Annotated in this window: 11 protein-coding genes; 5 read left to right on the top strand and 6 right to left on the bottom strand. The window is 61.2% G+C overall.

All coding sequences use genetic code 11. The features are described 5' to 3' along the window. The 3 genes from AC30NL_RS03055 to AC30NL_RS03045 all read left to right on the top strand — a co-directional run. The coding region (locus AC30NL_RS03055) for a lytic transglycosylase domain-containing protein (protein ID WP_489462541.1) at nt 1-512 on the top strand (512 nt) is incomplete at its 5' end. Beyond that, on the top strand, nt 509-1,162 hold the full coding sequence (locus AC30NL_RS03050) for a leucine-rich repeat domain-containing protein (RefSeq protein ID WP_489462540.1): 654 nt from the start codon (nt 509-511) through the stop codon (nt 1,160-1,162). The genes AC30NL_RS03055 and AC30NL_RS03050, both read left to right, overlap by 4 nt. A gap of 38 nt (nt 1,163-1,200) precedes the next feature. After that, the gene (locus AC30NL_RS03045) at nt 1,201-1,548 is read left to right on the top strand and encodes a hypothetical protein (RefSeq protein ID WP_489462539.1); all 348 of its coding nucleotides are present in this window, start codon (nt 1,201-1,203) and stop codon (nt 1,546-1,548) included. 1,299 nt (nt 1,549-2,847) lie between these two features. On the opposite strand, the gene AC30NL_RS03040 is transcribed toward AC30NL_RS03045, so the two are convergent. Beyond that, entirely contained in the window at nt 2,848-3,603 is a 756-nt protein-coding gene (locus AC30NL_RS03040; protein ID WP_489462538.1) for a hypothetical protein, read from the bottom strand. A 660-nt stretch (nt 3,604-4,263) separates the two neighbouring features. Here AC30NL_RS03040 and AC30NL_RS03035 point away from each other — a divergent pair. Together AC30NL_RS03035 and AC30NL_RS03030 are read left to right on the top strand one after the other, a co-directional pair. Next, on the top strand, nt 4,264-7,734 hold the full coding sequence (locus AC30NL_RS03035) for a hypothetical protein (RefSeq protein WP_489462537.1): 3,471 nt from the start codon (nt 4,264-4,266) through the stop codon (nt 7,732-7,734). A gap of 152 nt (nt 7,735-7,886) precedes the next feature. Then, nucleotides 7,887-8,657: a response regulator transcription factor gene (locus AC30NL_RS03030; protein ID WP_489462536.1), complete on the top strand. Its 771-nt coding sequence runs from the start codon at nt 7,887-7,889 to the stop codon at nt 8,655-8,657. Here the strand turns inward: AC30NL_RS03030 and sctT are convergent. Genes sctT through AC30NL_RS03005 form a run of 5 tightly spaced genes read right to left on the bottom strand, consistent with a single transcriptional unit; the run spans nt 8,607 to nt 12,774 of the window. Beyond that, on the bottom strand, nt 8,607-9,428 hold the full coding sequence (sctT, locus tag AC30NL_RS03025; protein ID WP_489462535.1) for a type III secretion system export apparatus subunit SctT: 822 nt from the start codon (nt 9,426-9,428) through the stop codon (nt 8,607-8,609). The genes AC30NL_RS03030 and sctT overlap by 51 nt on opposite strands. Then, complete coding sequence (locus AC30NL_RS03020; RefSeq protein WP_489462534.1) at nt 9,412-9,936, bottom strand: hypothetical protein; 525 nt, start codon at nt 9,934-9,936, stop codon at nt 9,412-9,414. Before AC30NL_RS03020 ends, sctT begins: the two co-directional genes overlap by 17 nt. Continuing rightward, a complete protein-coding gene (gene sctN / locus AC30NL_RS03015; RefSeq protein WP_489462542.1) occupies nt 9,933-11,246 on the bottom strand; it encodes a type III secretion system ATPase SctN in 1,314 nt (437 codons plus the stop codon). The genes AC30NL_RS03020 and sctN overlap by 4 nt, the downstream gene beginning before the upstream one ends. A gap of 5 nt (nt 11,247-11,251) precedes the next feature. Continuing rightward, nucleotides 11,252-12,145 carry a hypothetical protein gene (locus AC30NL_RS03010; RefSeq protein ID WP_489462533.1) on the bottom strand — a complete coding sequence of 298 codons (894 nt, stop codon included), beginning with the start codon at nt 12,143-12,145 and terminating at the stop codon, nt 11,252-11,254. An 11-nt stretch (nt 12,146-12,156) separates the two neighbouring features. After that, entirely contained in the window at nt 12,157-12,774 is a 618-nt protein-coding gene (locus AC30NL_RS03005) for a type III secretion protein HrpB4 (RefSeq protein ID WP_489462532.1), read from the bottom strand. Nucleotides 12,775-12,900: the final 126 nt, after the last annotated feature.

The following is a 12,900-nucleotide window of genomic DNA, read 5'->3' as shown; positions in this document are numbered from 1 at the left end:
CCCAGCCCCAGCCCCAGCCCCAGCCCCAGCCCCAGCCCCAGCCCCAGCCCGAGATGACCATCATCGAAGGACCGGCGATCGCAGCGCCCAAGGTGTCGAAGGACCTCGACGGGATCGTGCGACAGACCAGCCACCGCTATGGCCTGGACTATCGGCTCGTTCATGCAGTCATTCACGCCGAATCGCGAGGCAACCCGAAGGCCATATCGCCCAAAGGAGCCATCGGCGTCATGCAAGTGATGCCGGCCACAGGCCAGCGCTACGGCGTGATGAGCGCCGCTGCGCTGCGCGACCCCGCAGTGAACATCGACGTCGGCGTGCGCTACCTGCGTGATCTGTCCGCCATGTTCAATCGGACTGAGCTGGTGGTCGCGGCCTATAACGCGGGCGAAGGCCGCGTCATCAAAGCCGGCTATGTGATTCCGCAAATCCCTGAAACCCGGGCGTATGTGGCGCAAGTGCTGTCGTTCTACAACGCGCAACGGGCGCTCACCAAAGGAATATTTCCATGATGAACCTCAAGAGTCCTGGGGGTCCAGCGTTCGCGAACGACAAGGTCATTGACGGCGCTGCGTTTTTTACCTCGCCGCGCGTTCCGCTGTTGACGGAGGTCGTACGCGAAGGGCGCAGGGCCACTTCCGGTCACGGGCTCAAGGTGGGTGGCGTGCTTGCCGCCCGCCCCCTGCACAACGGCATGTTGCCGATAGACGGCGCGGGAAGCATGCGCCTGTGGAACTACGAAGGAACGGAGCTGCCAGCCACCCTCTGGCACATGCGTGAGGTCCAGACGCTGGACCTCAGCCGCAGCCGGCGGCTGCTGCGCGTGTCTCCGGCGATCTCTCGCCTCGGCCAGCTGCGCGAGTTTGTCCTGAGCGGGTGCAGTTCCTTGAACGAACTGCCAGAGGAAATCGGCCTGCTTGAGGAGCTTCGCGTGCTCGATCTATCCAGGTGCTCGAGTCTTGCGGTGCTTCCTTCCTCGCTGGGTCGCCTTCGTCAGCTTCAGCGTCTGGACCTTCGTGGTTGCGATGCCCTTGCAGGCGTGCCGCCTTCGATCACCAAACTTCCGCAGACCTGTGCCGTGCTATTTCCGATGCACTTGAAGCGTTCAGTGATCGAGGGCGCAGCCGGCAGGAGATTCTCGGCACGCATGATGTCCAGCTGAGCTTCGTTCGCAAGACAGCCATCGCCGCGGAGCTTTTCATGCACATCCATCCCGAAAGTTCGATGCTCGTCTCGGTGCATGCATCGCTTGGCAAGCTGGGCTGGGCCGCCCACGTGACCAGGGGCAAGGCAGCATTGATCGCGGCCGCCACGCGACCTTTCGCCGCCATATTCGTCGACTTCGCTTGCGTTGCGGATGGCATGAGCGGGCCACAGATTGCGCGGGCGCTGCGCCGGTGTGCCCCGGATTCGCTTGTCTACCTTCTATCGGACCAACCCGATCCGGCCCAGAGGATGTGGGCCCGCAGTTGCGGAGCGCGCGACGTGCTCTCTCGCGATGACCCGAGGTTCGAGGCTGCGACCACCCGGCAAGACGCTGTGGCATGAGGCAGTTTGATTTCTGACGCTGCCATGACCGATCTTGGTGCGTTCATTTCGCTTTCCTGGTCATCGCATCGCATTTGATCGGCTTTGAAGCGGGCTAACTGGAAGAATTCAGTCCAGTCCATAACCCAGGAACAGCTGATGCTGCGATCCACCGCTCAGACGCAGAATGCCGTCGCCCCCGTTGCTACCCCATCGCCAGGCGCACCTGGTACCTCGTCGACGCCAGTCGCAGGCACCGTTGCGCAAAGCACCGCGCGCCCTGCAGGGGCCCCAGGAAAGGCGCCTAAGCTTCCTGTGGCCGCCGATCTCACCCGAACTACAGGAAAAAGTGCCAAGTCGAAAGCGAGCGCGTTGGCCAAGGGGATCCGGGAGGGCCGCAGCACTTACATGCCGAGCTTCGGACCGTTGACCGTGGTAAAGGCGAATCAAAAGCCGAATACACCCGGGCAACAAATCATCGAGCCGCGTTTTGATGGCCCGGGGACGTTCCACCATACGGCAGATGAACAAGACAAGGTGGTGGATGAGGTCAGGCAGTCCGTAGATACCGTCGGGCAATCAAGATCCGCACGGCAGGGCAACGCCAACAAGGTGAAACGCTTTGCCCAGAACGTTCTCACTCTCGGCGGCTGTAGCAAGGGGGCGGCTACGCTACGTCCCGACGTGATGAATCTCGCCGAGCGAACGCGCATCGGAGCCAATACCGAAACAGAGAATGGTCCCACGCCGGACTTGCAGCCACTGCATACCTACATCGACACGAGGGCAGACGTCGAAGTTGTTGATGTGGCCATCCGCTTTGCCGAGGCTGGGGCTACGGGCGACCAGAAGACCTTATCCGATGTCAACAAGATAAAGAACGAGCTTGCGGACAAGCATGACGAGGCCGCGGGCAAGATGTTGGAAGCCGCGGTAGAACAGCGAGCGGCGGTCTTGCGGTCATTGCAAGCGGGCGACATGAAGATCATTCATGAGGCCATGAATAAGGTGTTTCCGAGGCTCGACAAGAACGGCATCGCGGTGGGCCAGAATGGAATCAGGTTGCCTGATGTCCTTGCCTCGAAGACCCTCGCCGAGGCCGCGCTGCGCTTGTTCCGCGATAAGCCCGATCAGATGAGCAAGGCGTTGGAAGGGCTGTCCAATGCAACTTGCGAAGGGCTTGTGAAGGGCATTGCGAAAGCCTTAGAAGATACGGGCGCGATTAATGCCGACGTAGGCATCGTGGATCCGCTCACTCGGCTTGCGGTGGAAATCGGCGGACTTGAAGGTGGATGCAAGCTCCTTGCGGAAGCGATGGCGTCAACGGAGCCGAAGGGGGTAGAAGCGCTGCGGGTCGCCTTGCTCGCGGCATCGACCATGCAACACGAGATGCGGTTGCCGAACAACATCGACCTTGCGCAGCAGAACTTTCTGCAAGCCGCTGTGAGGCATTCGGGACGAGTCATTGCTGACGAAGCCGGAGATTCCTCGAAAGATGAGCGCATAGCCTATCGCGCGGTCCAGAACGGAATCATGAGTCGTGGATCCGGATCGCCTTTCGAGCGGATCTCGCAAAAACTTGATGCCTTCACGGGACGGAAACTTCCCGATACGGCCAAGCGCAACGCGCGGGCCGCATCCGGGCGGACGGGGCGCGCGATCAATTGGGTCAGCTCCGTCGCGGGAGAGCGCACGTTTTGGAGAAAGAGCAACCTGCGCGGCGTGACGGCAGACCTTGGGAGCAATTCCATGTTGCCCACACGCGCCGAAGTCATTGCGACGCTCGACATAACGGCGAGTGACGCGCGGCTGATCATCGCGGAGAGACTGAAGAAAGCCGAAGGGGACCCCGCGCTCCTGATGCGGATGATGGAGAGCGTGCTCGACGCAGTCAGCCTGGGCAAGGGCAAGATCGACCGCGATTCCCCTCTTCCCGAAGACCCTCTCAAGCACCTTGACCGGTCGTTCTTCGAGTCTGTGGAAAGTGCGATGGGCCCAGAGACCATGAAGTGCTTGCCGGTTGCCGTCAAAGACGCATGGGATGCGATGAAGGAAACTCATCCGAACGTGGCTCATGTGCTTCTTCTCATCAATGAACACCTGAGCCTGCGTGATGACATCGAGGCGGCTTGCAAGCCAGGAGCGAGCCTCATACAGATCGGCGCCCGCAGCGACAGGCTGATGCTGGCTGCCATGGAAGACTTCGAAGGTGTGGCGAAGCGCGCGCAGACTGTCGCGAAAGGCGAAATGGCAGACTTGGCGGTCGCCGTGCACGAAGCGCTCGTCGGAATCCAGTCATCGGCGGCACGCCTTGCACTGCGCATCGACGTGCTGGAGACTGTCGAATTCAAGCTCGCGAGGGAGTTGTCCCAGCGTGAGGGTAAGACCATGAGCGTGGACGACGTCATGGCGACCTGGCCCGAGGAATTGCGCGAGAAGTGGGTGGAGATCAAGAGTCAGTCGCCCGACGCCGGGCGCCTGATGCGCCTTGTGTTCGACCACATCCCTGGAGTGGCAAGCAGCGCAGGTGATACGAATGACGTGGTGACGAAGGCCGCTGCATCCTTGGCTCGTTTGCAGGATGACGTTCACATCAACCGCTATGAGGTGGCCGTGGCCGACGCTGTCACCACGTTCAACGATGTGCGCTGCGGCCGAGATGCAATGGGGCTAATGAGATCCCTCACTCATCGCTTCTCTCTCGGCGAGAAGGTCAGGGCAGCACATGCTCGGGAGGTGGGCGTGAACGTCGGAAGGGGCATTTCGTTCGTCACGTCTCATGGCCCGCTGGGGATGTTCAGTCCTATCTTGGGATTGGCCCACAGCTACGACGACTTTGTCGAGATGAGCATGAACGGGGCAACCATGCAGATGTTCATCGGCAACACCGAGTCGACGCTCTTTTTCGGCGGCTTCGCCGCGGGCTTCCGCGGCATGCTGGGCATGGACGATCACGAACTCAACCCACACATGGACAAGGTTGGTGTCGGAGCGCGTCTCGACGCCAGGTGGGAGGGGGCCAGGGAGTGGGCGCTTGCGGATGCATTGGTCTTGCGCGTCCCGCGTGTAACCCAGCAAGAAGACCAGATGCGGCGCGAAGTAGGCGACATCCTGCGCGACCTTGTTCGCGAAGACTTCGACGGACAGCGACTTGAGGCCCTGCTCGACGGGCATGAGAGGCTGAGTGTCGGTCCTGTCAAGTTTGAGAAGAAGACAAACATGGCCGAATCCTCTGTCGGGACCGCTTGGATATTCCGACGGGGAAAGAAGGAATCGCGCGAGCAACATGATGCGACCGGGTACGGAGCGCAGACCTATCTTTCGGCAAAGAGCCAGAACCAAACTTACACCCAGACCGAGAAAGGCGGAGCTCTTCAGATCGAGGAATTCAAGCTGTCGCAACAGCAGCGCACCGAAGCCCGTTTCGCAGTTCGGATGCCTGAGAGCTTGCTGCCCTCCAAGGACCAACGGGGTGGGTTCGGCATGTGGGCGCCGGATACGAAAGCCAACCCGCAGGTCAAAATTGCGGGCTACGAGGTCCGTAAACAACTGATGAACAGCGGTTTGGAAAGCACTGTGCGGCTGGTCACGCACAAGGGCGCGACGTGGGCGCAGCAGACGCAGCAGATTCGTGAGTTCGAAAGCTTCGAAGACTTCCTGGAAGAATTCGGTCCTCGACAGCACCAATATCTGACCTTTCTAGCAAACCAGGACCCGGTGCCTGGGGCGACTGTGCACGAAAAGCTTGCACGCGCCCATCAGCGCCTGAAAAAGGTATTCGAGCAGGCCGAAAGAGAAGCCGGCCCCAACATGGTTGTCACCATGGTCACGCGGCTGCGTGATGAAATGGGCCCGACCTACGACATGCTGAGCGCACTTGCGACGCTGGCCGAACGGGATGCAGAGGATGCCATGCGCCGGGGTAATCACGACGAGGCCGAGGACGCGCTCGCCAGGGTTGCGAACCATCGAAGGGATGTCCAAGCGCTGCTCTTGAATGACAGCGCCTGGACAGCCCTGAATATCCAGATCAAGTCAAAGGCCAAGACAGAGACTGCGAAATCCCCGGCGCTCGGCTTCTTCTCCGCGAAGACTGCATCGGAGACCACAAGCTTGCAGTCCTTCCTCCCGCTGGCCAAGCATAGAGTTGGGAGGGTGCCCAGCATTCCTAGCGTCATTCCCGGCGCCAATTCGCCGCTCTGGTCCGCAACGAGGCTGACGCGGGGGTCCTCGATGTATGCGGCCTCCGGCAGGGCTATCCAGCTGGCCGACCTGAACCTGAGCGGTGAGCTCAGCGCTGAGCTCAGCGGCGATCTGTCGATGGAGGTGACGACCCCGCTATTGCGCCCCTTCGCGGGTGAGCAATCCGGAACGCAGGCGCGTGCGAACCGGAAAGCGGAGTTGCAGAAGAAGCTCGACGAGCACACCGTCCGGGATGCCGAGATCCGCTCGCGCGGCACGACACCCAGCAAGGTGTCGGAGAAGTGGCTCGCAGTCATGGACAAGATGCCCGCATTTGACGAAATCCGTCGGCTGCCGCTTCCCCTGGGCTTGGACCAAGCCCCCCTCGACCCCAACGTCGTGGGCTGGATGACCGCGACGAACAACGGCACTCTGTCGGACAAGCTCGACCAAGCGTGCAAAGACGGGATTGACGAGGTCAAGCGGCAGCTGTGGAAGCTGAAGAAGACATACAACGATGCCAAGCAGAAAGTGGAGGAGCTTTATAAGCCCATCTCTGACTCAAAGGCATCCCCGCGCCAGTTGGAAACGCAAATCGCACTCAATGTCATGGAGGCGGAGTCCGTCGCATTCGCTGCGGCGACGGAGGTCGACAAGGCTTTCGACTACCTGGTCGAAACTGCTACGAAATTAGTAACGACCCTCATCGATAGCTCCGAAACCTTGCCCGTCGTCTATAGGGCGGCCTTCGATGCAGCTCAACAGGCCATTGCCTTGAACGCTGCCGTGACACGAGCGCAAGACACCGTTGACTGGCTGAACCAGCAGAAAGAAGTCCTGGGCCAATCTCGCGACACCACGGCGAACGACTGGCAAGAAGCTTACATGGAAAAACAATTGAAAGATGCCGAGATGGCACTCGAAGCGGCAAAGGCGGCAAAGGCGGCAGATGTCAACGGCGCAATGCCAAATGCACAGAGACTTGCTAGGGAAGCGAAACAGTCGTTCGTCGCCGTGGGCGACGCGTACGATGCGGCGCAAAAAATCAGTGAGTTGGTCGATCTAGATGGCGCGCTGGAGCACGATCAGGTGCAAGTGCTCCTCAATGCCGCGAATGAGCGCTCAAAAGAGGTAGTGGGCCTCATCGAAGCTGCGGTGCAGAGTAGCCGATCGACGTCGTCGCTCGCAGGGTCCTTGCGGCGCAGCACACCCGATATCGTGTCGGACCAAGAGCCTTCGTCGCCTGGCAGCGGGTCCATCTCACCGCCAGCCGAGGAGGGCGTCGTCAGCGAGCCCGAAGCCTCTGATGAAAATCGTCACGCCGAAGCCCTACGCCGTGCCCAGGCCACGCTGGCGGAGCTACGTATAGACATCGCTCAGAGCGCTTCGACAAGCAATGCCGGCGAACACCATGGACAAATCGTGGCCGAGGCCGAAGCCGAGGTGAAAGCGGTAGCGGCCAAAGCCGACCTTGCAGAACAACATGGAGCGGAACTCGAGACGAATCCAGAACGGCTGAGCGAAGACTGGAGCGAGATCCGGCCGGCTTCTCCGCAAGCCAACGTGGCCGGCAAGGTGGCTGACCCGGCCGCGGACAAGATCGACACGTCCGATGTGGCGACCGAACACCCGCGCAGCATTCAGGAGCAACTCGCTGAGACACGTCAGTTCCTCGCTGTGGTACGTCGGAGCGCTGAACGCGCGAGCACAGTCAATGATGAAGCCTGGAAGGCGCAGGCTAAATTGCGGGAGGAAATCATTGCTCTGAGGCAGAAGATTAACTTCGGGGTTGACCCCGACCCCTCCATCGACGTGAAAGGTATCAGCGACGAGATCTTGGTTTTGAATGAAAAATTGGGAGTAGCCACGTCTCATGCGAAAGCGACAAGAGTGGTTGAGGTCAACACCGAGCAGCGTTTAAAGGCGCTCCAGGCGCAGGAGAAACAGTTGCTCGAGTTGCTCGAAGCCCAACCGAAAAAGCCAAAAGGCTTGAAGAAACTGTTGAGGAAATTCACCACGCGCTGAACCACAGCGACTTTCTGAAAGTTGACCGCGAAACGACCATTTGGCAACCTGGGCATTCAATGCCCGGGTGTCCGCATTTTTCGCGTTAAGTGATGTGTGGTTGCAGATGAGTGCACTGTGCGCCGCCATCCACGCTTTGCCTGGGCACGACCATGGACATTGCTTGCCTCATTCCAGAAGACATAACTTACCGTTGGGCTCACAAACTACTGGCCAATCATGGCTTGTCACCGCAGCGTTTTGACAGCGACGTGTCATTGATTCGAGCGCTGTGTCATCGCAATGTCGATGCAGTGCTGATTCACTGCCTGCGCGAATCGGAGTTCGAGCGCAGCATCCTTTCATGGCTGGACAACCGGGACAATCAGCCTTTCGAGAGAAGGCCCATCATCATCCAACTCGGAGACAGCAACGCGGAACGCGTGAAGCGCGTGCTCGATGCCGGAGCCGACGACGTGATCGTGCGCAGCGCGGGTCCGACCGAACTGGTGGCGCGCGTCAAGGCTGTGATTCGCCGGCATCGGTCGGTGGGCCGGGTACAGCGCACGATGTCGATGGGCGGCTTCGAATTGCGGCATTCCAACCATGAGCTGTTCGACAAGGGCAAGCAGATTGACCTGACCAGCCGTGAATTCACGCTGGCTTGGTTGCTGTTTTCGCGTGCCGGCACCTGCGTGTCGCGCCGCACCATCAGCACGTCAGTTTGGGGTGTGGACACCGATATCTCTGACCGCACCCTGGAGCAGCACGTGCACCGCCTGCGCAAGAAGCTCCAACTCGGGTCTTCACGCGGCGTTTCGATTCGTGCGGTGTACGGGCACGGCTATCAGCTCGACGTGGGCAGCGACGCGGGCCCTGAGACTCAACCCGATTCACTTCCCGATATGGAAGACGGTCATCAGAATTTGCTCGAATCCGTGTAGTGAGAACTGGTCCTGAACTTCGTGGAAGAACACGGAGATCAGCAGCGACAGCATCACCATCGTCACGGCGCCTTTGACGGGCTGTGACATCCCGGACGGTTCGAGCTTCTCGGCCGCTTTCGTGAGCAGCCCGAAGCCGATGTCGATGAGCAGCAGCGTCAAGAGCATCGGTGCTGCTATGCGTGCGACCGACTCGATGTAGTGTGACACCTGCAGCTGGGCGAATCGCTCGAGCAATTGAGGCGTATTGGGCAACGGCTGATTGAGTGGCCACCAGCGGTATGAGCCGAAGATGATGCCGACGAAGGCCATCATGCCGCCCAGCGAATAGAACGCGAAGGTCGCCAACTGAGCGAGCAGGTTGCCCACCGGCGTGCTTTGGTCCTCGCTGAGCGGGTTCTTCTGCTGCACGCTGTTGTAGCCCGCGAGATTGTCGATCATCGAGCCCACGCCTTCGGCCGTCCAGAAGATCGTCGCCGTGGCGAAGCCGATCAGCAGGCCGAGGAGCGTTTCCTTCAGAAGCAGGGCGGCCAGCATGAGCACGGATATGTCGCGCACCACGTCCAGCGTTTGGCCCCAGGCGACGAATAGTCCGAGCCAGACCACGAGGCCATTGCGGGTCATCGTCTGAATCGCCGAACTCGACGTAGGCGGCAGCACCATCATCGCGGCGAGCAAACGCGCGGAACACAGGGACACCAGCGCGAGCATCGACTGAATCTCGCCACCATAGTTGACGAGGTCTGCCCAACGTTCAAGTCCATCTGGCATCGGAGTCTCCTTTGTCCGCGGCAGCCGCGGCGACCAGCCGGGCGACGGCCGTTTCCTCAGCGTCTTCGTCTTGCGTGTCTTCGATCTCGTTCTCACGCGCCTGGATGGCCTTGTCGAGTTGTTCTTGCATCGTTTTCTTCTGATGCTCCAATCGAGTGAGAAGCATTTGCTCGGCTTGCAGTGCATCCTTCGCGGAGACGACCTGCACCTCCTCGGAAGTCACGATGGATTGCGCTTTCTCGACCTTTCGATCGCCGTCGTCGATGTGATAGCGAAGCGTCGTGACGAAATCGGGCCTGAAGGTTTTCGTGCCCGTCATTGCATCGCGCAAGGCGAACTTGAACGTGTCGCGATGCTCGCTTTCGCGCTGCAGTTCCTGGTTCGCAGCGTCCAGCGATGCCTCGCATGCGGCCAGCTCCTCGCGCGAGCGCTGGATGACCTCTTCCTGCTTCTTGATCTTGCGTTCCTTGATCCGCAGCAAGGTACGCCATGAGGCGATTTTGCTCATCCCAGTGCGACGCTTGCCATTGAATCGATGGATGCGTCGAAATCCCAGAGGTCATCGGTCGCCTGGTTCAGAAAGTCGCGGATATGGTCGATCTTCGCCACCGCTTCGTCGGCAAGATGGTCGGCTCCTTCTTTGTACTCGCCCATCTGGACGAGCATCTCCATCTCGTCGTACTTCGCCATCAGGCGCCGGAACTTGGCCGCCGCTTGTTGATGATCCTTGTGCACGATCTGCGACATCACACGGCTCAGGCTGCCCAGCACGTCGATGGCAGGGTACTGATTCTTTGCAGCGATCTTGCGCGACAGGATCATGTGGCCGTCGAGGATGCCTCGGACTTCCTCGGCGATGGGGTCGCTGCCGGACTCGTCCTCGTTCAGTACGGTGTAGAGCGCGGTGATGGAACCCGTGGCGCCCATGCCTGCTCGTTCGAGCAGCCGTGGAATCTCCGCGAACACCGATGGGGGAAAACCGCGCCGCGCCGGCGGTTCGCCCGCAGCCAGGCCAATCTCGCGCTGAGCGCGGGCAAACCGGGTGAGCGAGTCCATCATCAGCAGCACCTTGAGCCCCTGATCGCGGAAGTACTCTGCGATGGCCGTGGCTGCATGCGCTGCCTTGGCGCGTTCGATCGACGATCGATCGGAAGTCGCGCAAACCACGACCGAGCGCGCCATGCCCGACTTGCCCAGGATGATCTCGATGAACTCGCGCACTTCGCGACCCCGTTCGCCGATGAGGGCGATGACGCTGACGTCGCAGGCGGTGCCTCGTGCAAGCATGCCCATGAGTGTGCTTTTGCCGACACCGGCAGGAGCGAAGATGCCCATGCGCTGGCCCTCGCCGAGCGTGAGCAGGGAGTCGATGATCTTGACGCCGGTGGACAAGGGTTGCTCGATCATCTCGCGCTCCATCGGCGTGGGTGGCAGCGCGAATACAGGGCGGCGCTCGGTGGTTCTGACAGGCCCCTTGCCGTCGATCGGGCGGCCGAGGCTGTCGACCACGCGGCCGAGCACGCCCTTGCCCACGGGCACGGACAGAACCTCACCGAGCCCCACCACGCGGCTGCCGGCGCCCACGCCGAGGATGGAACCGAAGGGCGACAGGATGCTGCGCCCGCCAGAGAAGCCGACCACTTCGGCGGTCTGCACGACGCGGCCCGCGTGGTCGATCAGCTCGCAGAGTTCACCTAGCTTGGCGTCGAGGCCGGTCACCTTCATCAGGGTGCCGATGACTTCCACCACCTTGCCGGTGCGACGCACGAGCGGCACGGAGGCGACTTCCGACTCCATCAGCGAGGTGAGGTGCTTGATTGCTCTCACGATTCATCATCCTCGTCGTCGTAGTCGTCGAAATCATCGTCATCGTCATCGTCATCGTCGTCGTCGTCGTCGTCGTCGTCGTCGTCGTCGCCGAAATTGGATTCCGCGGGATGGTTGTGCGGATGCAAACCGGCCTCGTCTGCATCGTCAGAATGGTCCTCGATGCCCAGCCGCTCGAGCGCTTTGTCGAGTGCGCCGCGAATCGCCGCGAGCTGAACGTCCAGGCTCGCATCGAGGACGCCGACGTCCGATTCGAAGACGCTGCTTCCCGGGGGCAGCGACGGATCCGATACGACATCGAGCACCACGCGCGATGAGTTCAACTGCGGCACCCGTCGCACGGCTTCAAGCGCGGCAGCCTTGTCGCTTTCGTTCACACGCAGCATGGCCGACGTCGAGCCGCGCAGGAGGTCAGATACCTGGGCCAGGCACTTCTCGAACAGAGCCTGCATCGACTCCGTTCGAATGATGCGATCGATCGCGGTCGCAACCACTTTGGCGAGGTTTTGCGTCAGGGGCTCCACGGCCGACGCGCGTTCGAGTGCCTGGTCCAGGCGTCTCGCATGCCAGTCGTCCAGCGCCTTGGCAGTGCCTTTGGCATGGCCCTGTTGGTATGCCTCCTCCATCTTGGACTGCACCTTGGCGTGGGCTTCTTTGACGATGGATGCGGCCTGCGCCTGTGCATTTCTGACGATGGTCGCGGCCTGGGCTTCGGCCTCAGCGATGACCGCGTCAGCACGGGACTGGCTTTCTTCGCGTGCGCGCTTGAGTTCATCGCCCAGCGTGTTGAGCAACTGCGCCGAGTCGGCGAAGTTTTTCAGTTGATCACGCTTGACCAGTCCGTTCTCGGCACCCAGTTGAAAATCGCCTGCAGCAACCCAGATCCACATGTCCTGCTCTCCTAGGCGAACCAGGGTTCGACCCTGGCCACCGTGTCAAGCGTGTCTGGCAGGCGGTTGTGCGTCTCGGGCGGCAGGATGTGACGTGCCGCGACGCGCGGCAATGCGAACCTCGCCAGCCGGCGCATGCTCCTGTCAGGCCATAGGCGTCGGGATGTCAGATCCTGGTAGCCGACGATGGCCCAATCGATCGGAGGACGTTCAGCGACCTGGCCAGGCACGTTGGGGCCAGTGAAGGGCAGATCTCGCAACGGCTCGTACGCATGACCGACCATGTCGGCGAGTGCGAGCCTGGCAGTTCGTCGAACGCACGAGCGCAGAATGCCGGGGCGACGGGCCAGCGCGAGCGCGCACAAGCGGGACAGCAACTCTTTACGAGGCAGCAGTGTCCATCGGCCCACGGGGGTGAGCAGCGTTTCGACATCGGGCACCGGACCGCAGAGCGCCTCGAAGACGGCGAGCTGGCCGCGACGCGAGCCGGGCGCGGTGACGGTCGCAGGGAGCGCGCCGCACACGCCTTCGAAATGATCCCGCCACTGTGGGTCGGCCGATGCATCGAGACCGCTCAGGCGCGCCTCGAAGGCTCGTGCGGCGGTGGCAAGTTCGCGTGGGCTCGGCATCGTGTGACCTCAGAGGTTCAGCTCAGCCTCAGAGGCTGAGAGTTTTTCGAGCGTGCCCGAGCAGCACGTCAAAAGGCGCCTGATCTAGGCGCAAAGCGCAGCCATAGCCCGGGCTATGGCGAGCAT

The organism is Rhizobacter sp. (assembly GCA_021153565.1).
GTDB lineage: Bacteria > Pseudomonadota > Gammaproteobacteria > Burkholderiales > Burkholderiaceae_C > Albitalea.
This window is presented reverse-complemented; position numbering and strand designations above follow the sequence as displayed.

Bases quoted from the DNA above. Each gene is read 5' to 3' on its own strand.
- AC30NL_RS03050 (WP_489462540.1), top strand. From the start codon at position 509: ATGATGAACCTCAAGAGTCCTGGGGGTCCAGCGTTCGCGAACGACAAG.
- AC30NL_RS03040 (WP_489462538.1), bottom strand. From the start codon at position 3,603: ATGAGCCACGTTCGGATGAGTTTCCTTCATCGCATCCCATGCGTCTTT.
- AC30NL_RS03045 (WP_489462539.1), top strand. From the start codon at position 1,201: ATGCACATCCATCCCGAAAGTTCGATGCTCGTCTCGGTGCATGCATCG.
- AC30NL_RS03005 (WP_489462532.1), bottom strand. From the start codon at position 12,774: ATGCCGAGCCCACGCGAACTTGCCACCGCCGCACGAGCCTTCGAGGCG.
- sctT (WP_489462535.1), bottom strand. From the start codon at position 9,428: ATGCCAGATGGACTTGAACGTTGGGCAGACCTCGTCAACTATGGTGGC.
- AC30NL_RS03030 (WP_489462536.1), top strand. From the start codon at position 7,887: ATGGACATTGCTTGCCTCATTCCAGAAGACATAACTTACCGTTGGGCT.
- AC30NL_RS03010 (WP_489462533.1), bottom strand. From the start codon at position 12,145: ATGTGGATCTGGGTTGCTGCAGGCGATTTTCAACTGGGTGCCGAGAAC.
- AC30NL_RS03020 (WP_489462534.1), bottom strand. From the start codon at position 9,936: ATGAGCAAAATCGCCTCATGGCGTACCTTGCTGCGGATCAAGGAACGC.